A 15,944-nucleotide genomic window follows, 5' to 3' on the forward strand; every position below is an offset into this window, starting at 1 on the left:
ACGCGCCGGAAGGTCGCGGTCTCGGGATCGCAGGCGTCGGGGATGGCGATCCGGACAGGGCCGGAACCGACGAGCACGGGAACCGGGCTTCCCTGCCACCTGCCGCTGTCCGCCGGGCTGCCGTCCGCCTGGGCTGGTTGGCCTGATGGACTGGACTACGCCGCGAGGAGTACGTGGGGAGACGCCCGGCGGAGGACGTGAGAGCGTGGTGGCCCGGGCATGCTTGGGTAGCGACCATAGGGACGGGAAGGCAGTGTGAGATGACCGAAGGTGACCTGATTGCTACCACGGCGCGCCTGCGGAGCAGACTGAGGCAGCTTCTTGCGATGCTGGCCGCTGAGTTTCTGCTGGGCATGGGCGCCAACCTGATCGGCCTACCGTCCGAGGTCACTGGTGCCGCAGGAGTCACCACGCTCACCCTGGTCGGGCTTCATGTGGCCCTCGCGATCGCGATCGTCGTCGTTGCGATCATGGTGACCATGTCGCGACCGGCGCAAGTGCGTCGATCGACGACGGGTGGCATGGCTAGCGTTGTCATGACCTTCCTTGCCGGCGCGGGCACCTTGATGACGGGGAATGGCTGGCTCTCCTTCGTCATGGCCACCGGATTCCTCATCGCGGCCGGCCTCTACGGCGCCGCGTACGTGGAGACGACCAGATCGCCAAGAACGACGTAGGCCCGGCACGCTCTCCGTCTGGACTGCCGCGGCGAAACGGCTCAGCTGAGCCTCTTACCGGGAGTGCCGCGAGGCGGACGCACAGACCCGACCGTGTGCTGGGCGAGTCAACCGAGCACCACGACGGTGTACCCGCCGAACACTTGTCCCTGCTGGCTGGCCGTCACGCGGTAGACGTGGGCCGATCCGGGCGCCGGTGGGGCGTCCGTGGTGGTCAACCCCACCTGCTGGTGGTCCGCTGTCACCTCCTGTGAGCTGGCGGCACCGATGCCCAACCCCGCGCCGGCGATGTCGCGGGGAGGAGTCAGGAGTACGTCGCCCGTGGCAGGCGCACCTGCCGGGAACTGGCCACGAACGCCCGTGCGCAGCTGCAGCCACGGCATACCCGCCGGCACGACACGTTCCACGGCTACGGTGGCTGGCGCATCGTAGAGGGGCCCTACCCGCAGCATGAGCGGCGCATCCACCAAAGCCGCCGCGGCGACCGCTCCTGGCCCGGCAGCGATGCGCGCCTGGGCGCCGCCTGTGGCGATGACATGGATGTTGCGCTGGGCCACGTGACGGTTCAGAGCGGCATCCCACGGCGGTGTCCCGAGCCCGTCGGACGTCTCGTCCCAGACGCGGACGACAAGGCACTCATGGCCGCCGTTGACGAACGTGGGGACCCAGACGTTGGGGCACTTGACGAGGCGGTGGCTGCGTCCGCTGTCGCGTGCGCCGAGGGCAACGACCGTCTCCCCGATCAGGTTGGCGCTTCCGGGCCCGATGCCCAGTGAGGGGTCGCACCAGAAGAACTGGACGATGACGTTGGGCGCCTGCGCCCGGCCGAAGTTCCAGACGTGGGCATACAGAGTGTTGGGCATGCCCGCGAGCGCGGTCTGCCCGAGGTCAGGAGGGATCTCGGGTGCGAAGGCCGGCTCGACGCCGGCCAGCAACAGGATGTCGGGGCTCTCCCAGAACGGTCCTGCCACCGGACGGGCACCGCGGTCTCCGGGGTTGGCCCGCATGAACAGGAACGGCAGGTACATCTGGTCCCGCGGTCCTGGCCACTGGTTCGGCGGATGGTGGTCGAAGTTGCCCGGGCGAACCTCGCCGCCGGGGAGCTGACCCGTCGACGTCCCGCAGTGGTGACCCGGACGCTTGGGGTTGTTCCACCCCACGGTCGTGCCACCGTCGTCGCCGTGCCCACCACCGTGTCCACCACCGTGTCCACCATGCCCGCCGCCGTGGCCACCATGCCGTCCCTTGCAGGTGCAGCCGCAGTCGCAACCGAAGGAGCAGTCGCAACTGCAGCAGCAGTGGTCGTGCTGGTGATCGTGGTGGTGATCCCCGTCGTGGCGGTGGGAGTCATCGTCATGTTCATGGTGGTGGTGGCCGTCGCCGCGCGTGCAGCAGTCGTGGCTCATCGCAGGTTGCCTCCTCCGCCGTGGTTGCCGTCGCCGTGGTTGCCGTCGCCGTGGTTGCCGTCGCCGTGGTTGCCGTCGCCGCCCGTGCCCGCAGAGGCCGAGCCGGGGGGATCGACGTACTTCAGGCGTAGCGGTGGCTGTGGCCTCCACTTCGTGTGGGCGCCGTCGTACCGCTGCGGCTCGACGAGGGGCGTGTGGTACTCGATGCCGAGGTCTGTGGTGTCCGTCTCGGTGCCACGCACCCAGTCCCAGGTGAGGTAGGCGTAGGCACGGTCGGCGTCGAGGTTGAACTGCGTCCCGTAGCCCGTGGGGTTGGCCAGCTGTCCGATGAGGTATGCCGAGAACGGCACCGGGTCACCCAGCGGACTGCGCCGGTCGCGGGCCTTGCCGATGAAGGCCTCGTTGAGCTGGTCGGTCTGCCATGGGGTCTGGGCGCGCTCGTAGCGGTAGCGGGCCTCTCGGTCGGGCTGGGCCGTGGTGCGGAAGAAGACCTCGTCGGGACGGGTGCCCTCGGCATAGGGGCCCGGGCGCATCGGCTTGAACGCCAAGGAGGGGGCCTGCGGGTCCCCGGCATGGGGGTCGTACGTCTCAGTCGGCGTGGTGATCCTGGTGTCGGGTCCGGGCCCGGTGGAGAGCAGACTGATGCTGGGGTAGGCCCAGGGACGGCGGAACTCCCAGTCCTCCCAGTCGGACCCGACGGTGCCGTGGTACCGCAGCACCGGGTAGTAGGGGTAGTTCGGGTCGCGCGTCGAGTGGCTGACGATCACCGACGGATCGGTGTCCAGGTGGCCGAGGGGGTCGACTGCGTCGGCCAGCGCCTGTTGGAAGGCCCCGTCGACGGTGGCGCCGAGAGTGATGAGCGGCAGGTCGATCTCGTTGGGCAGCCGGAGCTCGCCGTCCTCGTACCGCTGCTCCCCGTGAGGCATGAGGATGCCCGTGTGCGCCATCACGTCGTGGGTCTTGGCGGCGACGTCCCAGATCTTCATGGCGAGCTCGTACAGGCCGAGGCGCACCGGGTAGGTGAGCGGGCTCAGGGCCATCTTGATGAGGTCGCCCACCAGCTTGATGGCGTCCTCGATCTCCTTGATGGCCCACTCGATGAGCGCCACGAAGATCTCGCAGACGTCGACGATCGGGTTCGAGGAGTCGACTCCGGAGAAGTCAGGCGGCTGGGCGAGGTTGGTGAAGTCCGAGGCGGGCGGAACGATCACGAAGTCGGGCTTGCGCGGCTTCTGCAGCTCCCACGAACCGCTGAAGTTGAGCTTGTACAGCGTGATCATGAGGCGGTACATCGTCTGCACCTGCCATGGCAGCGGGAAGCCCCGCGGCACAGCGAAGTCCGGCGGGGGAGCAATGCCGTCGAGTATCTCCTGGAACGGCCCGTCCAGGCCGTGCCCGGTGACGTCCTTGACCACAGTGGCCAGGAGCCCGGAGTCGATGCTCTGCTGGAACGCGTCGCCCTGGTAGATCTTCGGGTGAGGGTGGTCGGCGAAGGTCTCGAGCATCGCCTTGACGATCGCGTCGGCCATCCAACCCGGCATCTCCCCGTCGACGTCGAGCTGCGTCTTGCGGGCGCGGGGGTCGTCCGAGAGCGGCGACGGGCGCTGCGCGCCGCGGGGGTCGTCCGGGGTGAGCTGGACGAGGAACCACAGCGCAGACATCGACAGCTCGGGGTAGTCGTCGGTCTTGCCCCACGGGTCTTGGGGGATGGTTCCGCCTTCGCCTGACTGCTGGTAGTTCCAGGCGTCGATGTGGTTCTCGATGAGGTGGTGGCGGGTCGGGTGGTCGCGGTAGGGACCGCCGCACTGCTCGTTGACGAAGCTGTGGGCGATGGTGTCCGTCCCAACGTGGACGACGTAGCCGAGCGCGAAGGCGAGGAACTGGTCAGACCGCTGTTGGCCCTCGTCAGTGCCGTCGTCGAGGTCCTGGGCCTGTCGTACGAGCGCCTGGCACATGGCGGAGGTGCGGCGGTAGTGGGTCATGTCGCTCCAGAGGAAGTCCTCCTCGGGCCACCCCTTCTGGATGACGGTGTTCATCAGTCCCCAGATGTCGGTGAAGGAGGTGAGCTCCTCCAGGCCGATCTCCTTGATCGCGACGAGCAGTTCCTCCAGACCGGTCTGGATCGAGCTGAGGATCCCGCCGGTCAGGTCGTCGGCGAGCTCGCCCACGGTGTCGACGAGCGGGCCGAGGGTCTTGTCCCACCAGGCCGTGAAGTCCTTCCAGACCTTGTCGAGCTTGATGAGGAAGCGGATGATCCCGGCCAGTGTGGAGTTCACCTCGTCGAGGATGACCAGGAGGGGCTCCCAGTCGTCCTCCTTGGCGGCGTCGAAGTAGTAGTAGGTGGCCAGGGCCAGCATGATGAGGTCGGAGCGTGGGCCGAGGACGTCGTTGCTCCAGTCCTGGGAGAAGAAGAAGAGGTCGGGACCGATTGCCCCGATCGCCGTGAACTTCTCCCACTCGTGCATGACGTCGGCGCACTTCTGGGGGCTGAATGCCGACGGGACGTCGTCGCCTCCTCCCAGCCCCGGCCAGTCGTTGAAGTCGCCGCCGGCCAGCAGGTCTGCGACCCGTCGAGCGGTGTAGAGGTGCGTGAAGTGACCTGGCATGCGGTACCTCGGCTCGGCGGGTGATGCGGGGATCGGTGTTGCGCAGAGGGCACGTTGAGTAGCAACGTGCTCCGTTTGACTCTCCATGGCGGACTTGCGTCTGTCCTCCACCGTTTGCATGATCCTGCTCTCCGGGCCATCGATGCGGACCGGCTGAACTTTGCGAGGGCAAGCCTCGTGTACGTAGTGGCGCCTGCCCATCTCGGGCTGTCCGCTCCTGAACGGGAGGTTGTCCATGACACGCATCATCCGTCGTCCGTCATCGCTGCTGGTGTTCGGAGCCGGCCTCGGCGCAGCCGTAGGGCTGCTCGCCGTCAGCGTCCCAGCCGGCGCTACCGCCTACTCGGCATACCAACAGGTCAACCTCGTCTCGGACGTTCCCGGGCTGGCCCAGGTCACCGATCCCCACCTCGTCAACGCCTGGGGCGCCTCGTACCTGGGCGCCAGCCCTCTATGGGTCTCCGACAACGGCACCGACGTGACCACCCTTTACTCCGGTGGGGTCGACGGAAGCCCGCAGACCATCGTGCCGCTGGTGGTCAGCATTCCGGGTGGCGCCCCCACCGGTCAGGTGTCCAACGCGACCACCTCCTTCGTCGTGCATGACGCGGCGGGCCACTCTGCACCCGCGCGGTTCCTGTTCGTCGGAGAGACGGGCCATCTCAGCGGCTGGAACCCCGCGGTGGGTGGCACCGGGGCGCCACCGTCGACCCATGCCGTCGACGCGGTGGTCACCCCCGGTGCCGTCGACAAGGGGATGGCCATGGGCCAGACAGCCGATGGCCCGCAGCTGTATGTTGCCGACTTCTCCGCGGGCGTGGTGGACGTCTACAACGGTGAGTTCCAGCGCGTCATCACCAAGGGGAACTTCATGGACTCGCGACTGCCCCGCGGCTATGCGCCCTTCAACGTCATGGTGGCCGGCGACAAGGTGTATGTCGCGTACGCGAAGCAGGACAGCGCGCGCGTCGACGAGGTGGCCGGTGATGGACGCGGCCGGGTCGACGTCTTCACCCTTGACGGTGTCCTTCTGCGGCGTCTGGCGAGCCATGGTGTGCTGAACGCCCCGTGGGGCCTCACCATCGCGCCCACCGGGTTCGGCGCGTTCTCTGGCGACCTGCTCGTGGGCAACTTCGGTGACGGGCGGATCAATGCCTTCGACCCGACGACGCTGACCTTCGCCGGCGCCATCCGAACTCCCGGTGGCAGGGCTGTGGCGATCGATGGGCTGTGGGCCCTCCTGCCGGGCAACGGCACCGAGGCGTCGACTCACGACGTGCTGTTCACCGCGGGTCCGCAGGACGAGGCACACGGCCTGCTGGGTCTGCTCCGCCTGGCCCCCTGAACTGCTGAGGCGATGCTACGGACCCGTTCCTGGAGGCCCGGGAGGAGCCCGTAGCATCGTGCGTCAAGGGCGACGACCACCCGAGCTGTCGAGTGGCTGGACGACGCGGCCTCGCCGCTGGCAAGCCCTGCCAGCGGACTGATGCGGCCTACGCATCGGCCAGCTCCCGTACCTTCCCCACCAGCCGGGTGCGCTCGTCGGAGCTCAGGGGAACGTCGAGCTTCGAGAGCCACTCGTCGATGTCACCCTCGCGGAGGGGACGATGGTCCGTCGGCTGCGCTGGCGTGCGGATCGTGAGCGACTGGTGGGTCACGGTCACGTGTCGGCCGGGTAGGTGCCTGGCAAGGATGAGGCCGGTGGTGAAATGCGAGCCGGGATAGGTGCTCGTGTAGTGATGACCCATGACGACGTCGACAGGTCTCACCTCGAGCTCGTCGGTGGTGTGCGTGGCCTCCCAGCCGTCCTCGCCCATGCGGTACATCGTCCAGGTGGCGCGGTCGGTCCTGCGTAGCCGGTAGCGCCACCCGGGGAGGTAGTCATCCTCGGCGTCATCAACCATGGGAATCGGTCGCAACAGACTCATCCCGAAGCCTGGGTCGCACAGCAGTCGCTGACCGTCGAGAACCACCTCGACCACCATGTGGGTGCGGCTCTGTTGACTACCCGTGTCCGGGTCGCCGACCCGACCCAGGTGCCGCCGGACCTGGTAGCCGAGCCGTTCCAGAGCGGCCGCGAAGATCGTGCTGTGCTCGAAGCAGTAGCCGCCGCGACCCCGACCGACGAACTTCTCCTGGACGGCGTCGAGGGAGACACCCGGGTGCTGGTCGAGCAGCACGTCGATGTTGTCGAATGTGAAGGCGCGGACGTGCCTCTCGTGGATCTCCGCCAGCGCCACGCGGCCGGGTTCACGGGCGGGCGTGCCGAGGCGCTTCAAGTAGCCGGCGAGGTCCAGCACGTCGATCTGCCAGTCAGCGGTCGCCATGCGAACAGTCAAGCGCACAGTCGAACGCGGTGGCGCCAGAAGGGCACCACAGATCTGGGCCGAACTCACTGCGCGCCGCCTGAAGTCCTCGGGCTCCACCAGCGACCGGTAGCTCATGCTCGTTTACGGCTGATCTTCGCCGCACGCGCTCCCCGGGCTGGCGAGGATCACCGCGGGGACGGGTGTATCGGTGCTGCGGTTTGACCGCATGAGAGCGCCATCCGGCCGAGGCGAGAGCTGGGTTCTAGGTCGGCCTGCGGTGCCAGCGGACAGGTCCGACCACGATGTGCGGCTGGTTCGGTGGGTTGCCGGGGTAGCGGACCCCGGCGCCGACGCGGGTCGGGGTGCTCCTGGCGCCTTGGGTGACGCGCTGGTCGTACTCGGCTCGGCGGGCCGGGTCCCCGAGGGTGGCGTATGCGGCGATGGCCCGTTGGAGGGTGGTGTTTGCGGCGGCAGTCGCGGCGTCGGCCGGTGCGACCGCGGTGCGGGTGTCGGGGTGGTGCTGGCGCATCAGGGTGCGGTAGGCGTGCCGGATCTGTTCCTGGGTCGCGTGCGGGCTCAGGCCCAGGACGGCGTACGGGTCGGATCGGTCAACGGTCATGTGGAAGGGCTTGCTCTGGCTGGTGTGGTCCCGGCCGCGGCTGTGCGGCGGCCGGGACCACACATCGTTCAGTTGTGGATAGCGATGTTGGCCTCGCCTGGGCCCGCGAACTGGTACGCCGTCAAGGCGTGGGCGTCGCGCATGGTGCGTCGGAGGCGCTGGCACGAACGCGGCCCGGGCGAGAGTCTGCCTGGATTGCGTCATTGCGGGTGCTTGATGTCAGGCGACCACCTACCTTCGTTCATCCTGTTCTGTTGGGTTCTGGTGGCGCGCCGGCCGCGGGAGAGTGGCACCGACGGCGCGCGCAGACAGCAGGTGCGGCAGGACGCAACGGTCGGGACCTCGGGCATGGGCTTCACCACCGGGGTCAGGGGCTGATGGGCTGCCGGCCCTCGTTGGTGCTGCTGATCTCGATCTTGCGCGGCTTGGCCCGCTCGGCGGCGAGCAGCTCCGCGTCGGCGGCCAGCGGCGGGCGTTCGGCCCGGACGGTGACCACGTTGCGTTCCACGTCGATGTCGATCGAGTCCCGGCTGACGCCGGGCAGGTCGAACGCGACGTGGAAGCTGTCCCCTTCACGCCAGGCGTCCATCGGCATCGCCGCGGGCCGAGCGGGCGTGCCGTCCGGAAACAACTGTTGGGTCAGTCGGTCCAGGTCGCGGAACGGGTCGGTGCGCATCAGCATGGCCGTCACCTCCATCGGGTTCGCCTGATGCCTTCCAGCGGGGCCAATTGGGGTGCCTGTGGTGCTCGCTACAGGGTTTTCTGTAGCACGCCTGGCATGCTGGTGCAAGACCGCGATACGAGAATGTTCCAGGGAGACCGCACGGGAATTGCAGCGCCCAGCCCACAAAATGACGGCTGCAGGGCCTACCGCATCTCGGGCCCCGCAGCGCCTCAGCGGGGGGCGTACCAGTCCGGCAGGCTCCCGAGCTTGGCACGAGCGGCAAGCCGGGTACGCGACGCACTGGACGCCGCGGCGGCCATGACGGCTGGGTTGACCTGTCCGGGGTCACCTACAGCGAAAGCCGTGATGTCGAGCAGCAGGTGCGTCGTCGCGGAGCTGTAGATCGAGACCCTATCGGCCGCACTGGTTCCGGTCACGGCGAAGTTGGCGATGACGGCGTTGGCCGCGAAGTTGATCGTTGACGTGGCAGGCCGGACTCCGCCCGGCCACAGCGTCATGAAGCCGCCCTTCAGGGGGCCGACCGCAGTAAGGTTGCAGTATGCCGCCGTTGCGGCGACCTCCAGGTCCGACAGGTCAACAACGATGGAATGACCGGCGAGCAGGCGTCCGGCGGAGTCGAGGTTCCCCGCCACGTTGGTGATGTTGCTCCGGCCGGCCAAAGTCCGCGTGTCGACCACTCGCTGGGGGTTGATCGGGACGAGCTGGTTGGCTGTCACTGAGGTGTAGACGAATCCCGTGAAGGGCCCGTTTGGGTCCCCGGTGGTGTAGTACAGGTCACCGCCGTAGTTCGTCAGGTCCCCACTCACGAGGGCCGGCTCCGTCGCCGGAACCGCCTGCTGCACCAGTCTCAAGGGAGCCAGACCGCCCGTGTGGGCGACCGCGAAGGTCGGGCCCGCGCTGGGGGCGCCTGCCAGGCTCGTCACGGTGGCGGCCGCGTTGTTCGATGCGCCGATCACCACGGGGTCCCCTGGCGCCGCGCTGGCGGTGCCACCCAGAACGGTCTCTGCTACAGCGAATCCCGCCAAACCGGCTACGACCGCAGCGCCGCCGCTGTGCAGCAACGCTCGTCGGTTCGGCCCACCGGTCCCCTCGCGCCCTGAGCTGCTCTCACTGTTCATGTCTGTTCCCTTCCAAGCCGTAGAGGCCGACATCTCGGCCCCCCGCGATGCGAAGCCCCTTCGGCTCGCCCCCCGCTAGTCGCAATCCTGCAGTGCATCTGGAACGGGAGCAAGAGTCCGCGAGGACCAGATCTCGCCCGGCACCGCAGTGGAGCACCATGTTGTCCCGCAAGAATTGCTGAGCACGCTGCGGGCTCCGGCCACGGAAGCCGACCGAAGCGCTCAGCAGGGCGAGCCGGAAGCCGCGTGCGGTCAGCACCCCGACAGGAGCACCACGGGTACACGAAGAGGCTGGCAACGGTCCGGTGGTCCCAGCACGACGCGCAGCGGCAAGCGGGTCCGGCAGGCTGGCGGCGTCAGTCCAGGCCCGCACGCAATGCGGCTCGTGGGGCGCGTGCGAACCACGTGAGGGGATACGGGCCCACGCGTGCCGACATCCGGGGTCGGCGCCCGGGTCCACCGGGGCCACTCCAGCGAACGCGGATCGCCGCCGACGCCAACGGTGTGCCGCCCGCAACACTGGCAGCGGCACGATCTGCAGCACCGCCTCATACGTCATGGCCACTACTACGGGGCCGGCCACGTCGTCTGGATGGGCGCGTGCCCAGTTGACTGCGGGCCCACTGCCGTTGCTGCCGTCTACGTCCCCGTGATCCACGCCGGCGTGCCGCTGGTGCCTACGGTTGGCCGCCCGGTCGCCCGCGAACTGACGGACCGCGTGGGGGCCGACGAGCTGAGGGTGTGTCGGCCCGGCCCCCTCCGTCGTGGGTCCCGAGTAGGGCGACGCCTGCACCCACCAAGCACGCCAAACGGCTGAAAGGCCTCATGCCCGCGCGAGTGACGGCCACTTCGCAGGTTGTGGGCCGGACCGATGTCCTGCCTCAGGTCGTGCGTCCAGGATGCGCCGGGCAAGGCCGCTAATTGGCCCCTGTGGGTGCAGGGTCGTTTGGTTGCCCTGGACCGCTGCGTGGTGCACGACTGGGCGCGCCGCCACCCGTAGCATGATCCGCATGACGCAGCGAGATCGCACCCTCCGCGCCGCCGCATCCTTCCGGCTAGCCAGCCGGAGCCAGCTGATGGCCGTCGTCGGCCAGCTGTGGAAGTTCGGCTTGGTCGGTCTCGTCGCCCTCGTCGTCGATGTCGGTGGGTTCAACTTGTTGCGGTTCGTCGGGGGCCGGGGTCCGCTCTACGAGTGGCCACTGATGGCCAAGGTCCTCTCCGCCTGTGCGGCGACTGTGGTCTCGTGGATAGGAAACCGGACGTGGACCTTCAGTGGCGGACGGGGCCGACGCCGCGCTCACCACGAACTGGCGCTGTTCTTCATCGCGTGCGCCGCTGGCACCCTTGTCGCACTGGCGTGCCTGGCGCTGTCCCATTACGTGCTGGGCTACACGTCGCCGTTGTCGGACAACATCTCCGCCAACTTGGTGGGCCTGGTGCTAGGGACCGCATGCCGCTTCTTGCTCTACCGCACGTGGGTGTTCAAGAACGACGTGCGGACAGGGGACGTCCCTGAGCTGGCTCTGGTCAGCGGCGGAGCCAGCGAGCCCGAAGGCGTGTCCGCAGCACCAAGCCGATCATCTCGATCCCAAGACTGACGGTCTTGCCAAAGTCGCCTGTGACCGAAGACACACCGACGCGAGGGCGGTAGTTCACGGGGACCTGCACGACCTTGGCACGTCTGACGACCGCCAGGAGCAGCATCTCAAGGCCGTAGGCGGACCCGTCCAGCCGTGACTTGCTCAGGATGTCGTGCTTGCGCTCGCGCGACAGAACGCGGAAGGTGCATCCCACGTCGCTCAGTGAGCTGGTGTTGAAGAGGACCTCGACAAGTTTGGCGACGGCCCAGTTGCCCCACTGCAGGAACCAGCCCATGTTCGCGCCGTCCCAGATGAAGTTGGATACGGTGCGCGAGCCGATGACGAAGTCGCACTCTGCCGTGAAGGGCAGGAGTTTGAAGAGGTCCTCGGGCTGGAACGTGCCGTCAGGCTCACAGACGCAGACGAGGTCGGTGTCGACCTCCTTGAGGCCGCGCTGGATCGCCGCCCCGTAACCCTGACGGGTCTCCACGACCTCCCGTGCCCCCGTGGTGGCGACCTCCTCGGTCGTCCCAGGCGCAGCGTTGTTGTTGATGACGACGACCTCGTCAACGATGCCGGTCGCTTCGAAGCGGCGGATGACCTCCGCGATGCTGTCCTTCTCGTTGTAGGTCGGCAGGACCACCGACAGCGTCATCGCGTTCCACATGCGGTACTGCCCTACGCCGATGTGCTGGTGGTCACGGACCGCACCAGCGGAGGCTCGTGATGGGGGTCCCCGTCTATCGCGTGAGCGTCCCGGCAGCACCTCGTGGCGAAGCACGCCAGGGCCGCCGCTGCGAGTCCGGCCAGGAGCAACCAGGGTGTCCAACCCAGTGGTGGGGCCCACTGGGCATGACCCGAGAACCACAACGGACCCTCAAGGCCCACGGCGTACCGGCGGGCGTTGACGTAGGGCGACGTCGCCTGGACCAACCCGGCAACCACAGCCACGATGACGAACAGTCGCGGAATGATGGCCCCGAGACCGCCCTCCCGGAGTCGTTCGACGAGGACCACGCCGGACAGGAGCGGCAGCAGCATGAACATGGGGAGCATGTGCCGACCCTGCAGGCCAGCCCGGATCGGCAGGAAGACGACGGAGTAGACGACGTACGCTGTCACGAGACAGGCGCCGAGGATGGTGAGCAGCGTCCAGAGGTCCCTCTTGGTCGCCAACACCAGGGCGCCACCGCAGACCAGCACGACCATGCAGACCCAGACGGCGAGCGCCACTTGCGGGAGGGGGGTGTCGAGCCAGCCGAAGTTCCCGATCCCGCTCCGCGTAGTGCTCAGCAACCTGATGTCCATGTCCCGGAGTCCCTGCGCGGACAACGGCGATCCAGTGAGCGCCGGGTGGTCATACGTCAGCTCCCACCAGATGACGCCTCCGCAGGCGACGATGAGTGCGAGGAGCCATCCCGCGAACAATCGCGAGGGGCGCCGCAGCAGTCGCCACAGCGCCGTGGGTCCGAGTCGTGCGGCCATGATGAGCAGGAGCACGCCCAACGTCAAAATGCCCATCTGCCGGCTGAGGACGAGTAGTATCGCCGACACCGCCAGGAGCACCACGCTCAGCCCGTCGCCGAGCACCGCAGGTCGTCGGCTGACGACGACGACCGTGGCCGCCACGGCGAAAGCCGCCGAGATCTCGACTCCACTGGTCGAGACGACGGAGCCCGAGAAGACCGCCATCGGGGTCAGCGCCACGAAGCTTCCGAGGAGTGCCCACCTCCCCAGCCAGCGGACCAGCTGGAAGGCGCCGGCGAAGAGGAGCAGCCCTGTGAGGACCGCATACGTCGCACGGGCTAGGACGAAGGCCTGCACGGGCGTCTGAGCGACGAGTGTGGCCACTCCAGCCGGAAGGTATAGGAAGGGTGGGTAGGCCCCGACGGGCGTCACCCGTTGCACCGTGCCTGACGCCGAGTTGTTGCGCTCGGGCAGGCATTTAGCTGAGGTGTCGCCTTTGAAGGCAGTGCACTTGTAGCCGTCCGGCGCCAACCTCGCAGGGATCGTCACTACCCGGCTGATGGAGGCATTTCGCTGGGCCAGCAGGCGGTTACCTGCCTCACCGGTGTAGGTGCTGCCGATCGACAGCCGCCCCACTCCCAACGCCTTGACAAGGTGGTCCGACTCGTCGGGGGCAGCCCCTGGAGGGTTGGACGCAACCCACACCACCATGAGTAGGAAGTAGGGCAGCACGAACATCCCGGCCAGACGAGCCGACCGCCGGGTGCCGTTGGCCGGCTGAGGGGTGTCGTTGACCGGCTGCCCCTCCTCGAGCAACTGGTGTGCGCCCCTCATCGTGAGGCGACCACGAGCATCTGGCCGGCCAGGGGCTTGAGGGGCGAGCGCAGGTACCACGGGACCAGGAAGGTCAGTCGAGAGCCGCGTGACTTCAGGGTCAGCGGCAGGAACCGCGGCATGACGGCTCGCACGGTCCAGCCATCCGAGGCCAGGTAGTCGGCCAAGGATCTGTCTGTGTAGATCGCGACATGGGTGTAGTCGTCGAAGTAGCCACCGGGGTTCAGGCGAAAGTTCGGCTGCAACAGGATGAGCTGGCCATCACGCCGCAGGACCCGCCGCGCCTCCGCGAGGAGGCGCGTGGCTGTTGGGCGCGTGAGGTGCTCGAGCAGGTTGGAAGCGAACACGACGTCGAAGGACCCGTCCGCGAAGCGGCTCAGGTCGGTGCAGTCACCAGTCACGGCAGTCACGTGCGGCGCGGCCGCTCGCTCAACGGTCCTGTCGATGTCCATCGCCACGACCGAGCCAGCCCTGACGTTGTTCGCGAAGTCGCACCAGCCGGCGCCGACTTCCAGCACGGCTGCATCCGGTGCGATCCAGCGCTCCAGGTATGTACAGATGTGCTGCCAGACTCTGGTCCGGCTCGGGCTGGCCGCTAGCCTGGTCTCGAAGTACTTCGGCATGTAGATGCCCCCCGACACCTCTGCCTCGGTGGCGGGTGCGTCCTTGTCGTTGTCGTACAGCGCTCGGCTCCTCATCGGGACTGGCGTTGGGGAAGGCTCTCCAGTTCGCCAGCAGGATAACAGCGGCCTCACGGCCCCACGCGGGTCGTTCATGCTGTTGGGCGTCGTTCGCGACGGGTCGGAGTCGCGACCGGCGCGACGGTCGGCTCGCTGGGGCTCAACACACCAATCGGCGACCGCCCTCTGATCAGCCAGGCTATGCGCGGGGATGACGCGGCAACGGCTGTGTGAAGAATGGTCATCATCGAGGGAACCGAAGACCATCGCCGACCCGTCGTTCGAGGACAAGAACCCAGCCAGGAGGAACCGTGCCCCGGGACGACGAGTTCGCCGCTTATGTTGCGGCGCGGTGGCAGTTGCTCGTCCGCTCAGCGGTCCTCCTGGGCTGCGCGCTGTCAGAAGCCGAGGACGTGACGCAGACGGCACTGACGCGGTGCTACACCCGCTGGGACAAGGTCAGCGTGGCTGATGACCGCGACGCCTACGTGTATCGCGTACTGGTGAACTGTCTGCGCGACTCCAAGCGTCGACGTTGGTGGGGTGAACGGCCGGTCGCCGACCCAGAGCAGCACCGTGCCCGCGCTCCGCTGTTCGACAACACCGACGCCGTTGCGGCCGCCGACGCGGTGGCGAGGGCCGTCGGCGGGCTGTCGGCCGAGCAGCGCGCCGTCGTCGTACTGCGGTTCTACAGCCACCTGAGCGAGGCCCAGACGGCGCGAGCGCTGGGTATTCCCGCAGGCACAGTCAAGAGCCGGATGTCCCGAGCGCTGGCCACGCTGGCGTCCAACCCGCACCTGGCCGACCTAACAGGTACGCCACGCGATAGGAGTCCCTCGTGAACGAGCACCAGGCCACCGAACTGCTCGAGCGGCTCGCCGGTTCTATCCCCGCCGGGGTCGCCCCGGTGGATGACCTACTCGAAGCGGGGCGGCGAGCGCGAAGGCGCCGGACCGTCCTGGGCGGCGGGATGGGCGTCGTCGCTGCGGTCGGCATCGTGGTCGCCGTGTCCGCAGTGGTGCCCGGAGCCGTCGGAGGGCACTCGGCCGACCAACCAGCGGTCCCTGCCAACGAGCCGGCCGCTCACCCGGCCATTCCCAGCGGAATGCGGTTGGTGGGCCTGAACGACGTCGTGGTCGCTGTCCCCCAGTCGTGGAGCACCAACGACGTGCGCTGCGGAACCCCGGTGGCTTCTACGGTGCTCTACGACCTTCGTGTCACGACAGCGTGTCTGGTGCCGGCGAGGCCCGGGGTCAACATCGTGCGCATCTTCGACACCGACTCAGCAGAGATGGGATCCGTGAAGCGCGGGGCGCTGCGAAAGGCGACCATCAACGGTGTCGCCGTGGAGCGCAGCGGAGTCAGCTGTCTTCTCAGCGACCCCCCCAAGTGTGTCGAGTCCCTCGTGGTCCCGAGCGCGCACGTCGCCTTCCGCGTCGAAGTCAACGATGGCAGCAACATCATGAACGCGATCACGGAGTCGCTCCACTCGCTACCCGCCGGCTGGGTCACCGTCCCCGCGCCACCTGTCGCGGACCCTGCGCAAGCGCCCAGGAGCGCCGATATGGTTGCCGAGCTCCAGCGCGTCGGGCTGGTCCCGCAGGTCGTCAGGCAGCGCGTTCCAGGAGTTCCTGCCGGCCAGCTGCTCAGCCAGTCGCCGGCTGTCGGCCTCCCGGTCCGCGTCGGAAGCACCGTCACCATCACCGAGACGGGGCTCTGACACCAAGTCGCCCACAGTCGGTGACTGGCGGTGTCTCAGATCCGCGCCACCTCCTGTGCAGCAGGTGCAGCACGGTGGTCGTCCACGGTGGCCGGCCATCGGCCGCAACCAACTTGGCGCCTGGTGACACCAACGGCAGGCAGGACGTCTTCGTCCGCGAGTGGACCCTCAATATGGCGAGCCGCGTCAGCGTCGCGACCGACGGCACGCAAGGGGACTTCAACAGCAGCAGCAGCGCGCTCA

Annotated in this window: 13 protein-coding genes and 1 pseudogene; 5 read left to right on the top strand and 9 right to left on the bottom strand. The window is 68.0% G+C overall.

The annotated features are described in order from the left end of the window. Positions 1-260: 260 nt before the first annotated feature. Positions 261-677, top strand: coding sequence for a hypothetical protein (locus PHA84_RS15545; RefSeq protein WP_270889040.1), 417 nt, complete (start codon positions 261-263; stop codon positions 675-677). A 107-nt stretch (positions 678-784) separates the two neighbouring features. Here PHA84_RS15545 and PHA84_RS15550 read toward each other — a convergent pair whose 3' ends face one another. Beyond that, entirely contained in the window at positions 785-1,837 is a 1,053-nt protein-coding gene (locus PHA84_RS15550) for a hypothetical protein (RefSeq protein ID WP_270889041.1), read from the bottom strand. Between the two features lie 242 nt (positions 1,838-2,079). Then, positions 2,080-4,689, bottom strand: a complete 2,610-nt coding sequence (locus tag PHA84_RS15555; protein ID WP_270889042.1) for a zinc dependent phospholipase C family protein — start codon at positions 4,687-4,689, stop codon at positions 2,080-2,082. 235 nt (positions 4,690-4,924) lie between these two features. On the opposite strand from PHA84_RS15555, the gene PHA84_RS15560 reads away from it, so the two are divergent. Continuing rightward, positions 4,925-6,034, top strand: coding sequence for a TIGR03118 family protein (locus PHA84_RS15560; protein WP_270889043.1), 1,110 nt, complete (start codon positions 4,925-4,927; stop codon positions 6,032-6,034). A 148-nt stretch (positions 6,035-6,182) separates the two neighbouring features. On the opposite strand, the gene PHA84_RS15565 is transcribed toward PHA84_RS15560, so the two are convergent. The 4 genes and pseudogenes from PHA84_RS15565 to PHA84_RS15580 form a co-directional block, all read right to left on the bottom strand. After that, positions 6,183-7,016, bottom strand: a complete 834-nt coding sequence (locus PHA84_RS15565) for an arylamine N-acetyltransferase family protein (protein WP_270889044.1) — start codon at positions 7,014-7,016, stop codon at positions 6,183-6,185. Positions 7,017-7,260: 244 nt separating this feature from the next. Then, on the bottom strand, positions 7,261-7,617 hold the full coding sequence (locus PHA84_RS15570; RefSeq protein WP_270889045.1) for a J domain-containing protein: 357 nt from the start codon (positions 7,615-7,617) through the stop codon (positions 7,261-7,263). Positions 7,618-8,041: 424 nt separating this feature from the next. After that, positions 8,042-8,299, bottom strand: a pseudogene (locus PHA84_RS15575) (Hsp20/alpha crystallin family protein); the annotation flags it as partial. Between the two features lie 212 nt (positions 8,300-8,511). Further along, positions 8,512-9,420, bottom strand: a complete 909-nt coding sequence (locus PHA84_RS15580; RefSeq protein ID WP_270889047.1) for a hypothetical protein — start codon at positions 9,418-9,420, stop codon at positions 8,512-8,514. A 1,010-nt stretch (positions 9,421-10,430) separates the two neighbouring features. Between PHA84_RS15580 and PHA84_RS15585 the strand changes: the two genes are divergently transcribed. Then, a complete protein-coding gene (locus tag PHA84_RS15585; protein WP_270889048.1) occupies positions 10,431-11,018 on the top strand; it encodes a GtrA family protein in 588 nt (195 codons plus the stop codon). Here the strand turns inward: PHA84_RS15585 and PHA84_RS15590 are convergent. From PHA84_RS15590 to PHA84_RS15600, 3 genes are read right to left on the bottom strand one after another with little or no spacing between them, the layout of a single operon-like run. After that, positions 10,948-11,655, bottom strand: a complete 708-nt coding sequence (locus PHA84_RS15590) for a glycosyltransferase family 2 protein (protein WP_270889049.1) — start codon at positions 11,653-11,655, stop codon at positions 10,948-10,950. The genes PHA84_RS15585 and PHA84_RS15590 overlap by 71 nt on opposite strands. A gap of 23 nt (positions 11,656-11,678) precedes the next feature. Then, entirely contained in the window at positions 11,679-13,301 is a 1,623-nt protein-coding gene (locus tag PHA84_RS15595) for a DUF2142 domain-containing protein (protein ID WP_270889050.1), read from the bottom strand. Beyond that, positions 13,298-13,999 carry a class I SAM-dependent methyltransferase gene (locus tag PHA84_RS15600; RefSeq protein WP_270889051.1) on the bottom strand — a complete coding sequence of 234 codons (702 nt, stop codon included), beginning with the start codon at positions 13,997-13,999 and terminating at the stop codon, positions 13,298-13,300. Before PHA84_RS15600 ends, PHA84_RS15595 begins: the two co-directional genes overlap by 4 nt. A 293-nt stretch (positions 14,000-14,292) precedes the next feature. Between PHA84_RS15600 and PHA84_RS15605 the strand changes: the two genes are divergently transcribed. Further along, positions 14,293-14,823: a SigE family RNA polymerase sigma factor gene (locus PHA84_RS15605; protein WP_270889052.1), complete on the top strand. Its 531-nt coding sequence runs from the start codon at positions 14,293-14,295 to the stop codon at positions 14,821-14,823. Beyond that, positions 14,820-15,701, top strand: a complete 882-nt coding sequence (locus tag PHA84_RS15610) for a PASTA domain-containing protein (protein ID WP_270889053.1) — start codon at positions 14,820-14,822, stop codon at positions 15,699-15,701. Before PHA84_RS15605 ends, PHA84_RS15610 begins: the two co-directional genes overlap by 4 nt. Positions 15,702-15,944 lie beyond the last annotated feature (243 nt).

Source organism: Pedococcus sp. 5OH_020 (genome assembly GCF_027812955.1).
Taxonomy (GTDB): domain Bacteria; phylum Actinomycetota; class Actinomycetes; order Actinomycetales; family Dermatophilaceae; genus Pedococcus.

Excerpts from the sequence above, each read along its gene's own strand:
- PHA84_RS15545 (WP_270889040.1), top strand. The coding sequence starts at position 261 with ATGACCGAAGGTGACCTGATTGCTACCACGGCGCGCCTGCGGAGCAGA.
- PHA84_RS15555 (WP_270889042.1), bottom strand. The coding sequence starts at position 4,689 with ATGCCAGGTCACTTCACGCACCTCTACACCGCTCGACGGGTCGCAGAC.
- PHA84_RS15560 (WP_270889043.1), top strand. The coding sequence starts at position 4,925 with ATGACACGCATCATCCGTCGTCCGTCATCGCTGCTGGTGTTCGGAGCC.
- PHA84_RS15565 (WP_270889044.1), bottom strand. The coding sequence starts at position 7,016 with ATGGCGACCGCTGACTGGCAGATCGACGTGCTGGACCTCGCCGGCTAC.
- PHA84_RS15570 (WP_270889045.1), bottom strand. The coding sequence starts at position 7,617 with ATGACCGTTGACCGATCCGACCCGTACGCCGTCCTGGGCCTGAGCCCG.
- PHA84_RS15580 (WP_270889047.1), bottom strand. The coding sequence starts at position 9,420 with ATGAACAGTGAGAGCAGCTCAGGGCGCGAGGGGACCGGTGGGCCGAAC.
- PHA84_RS15585 (WP_270889048.1), top strand. The coding sequence starts at position 10,431 with ATGACGCAGCGAGATCGCACCCTCCGCGCCGCCGCATCCTTCCGGCTA.
- PHA84_RS15590 (WP_270889049.1), bottom strand. The coding sequence starts at position 11,655 with ATGACGCTGTCGGTGGTCCTGCCGACCTACAACGAGAAGGACAGCATC.
- PHA84_RS15595 (WP_270889050.1), bottom strand. The coding sequence starts at position 13,301 with ATGAGGGGCGCACACCAGTTGCTCGAGGAGGGGCAGCCGGTCAACGAC.
- PHA84_RS15600 (WP_270889051.1), bottom strand. The coding sequence starts at position 13,999 with ATGAGGAGCCGAGCGCTGTACGACAACGACAAGGACGCACCCGCCACC.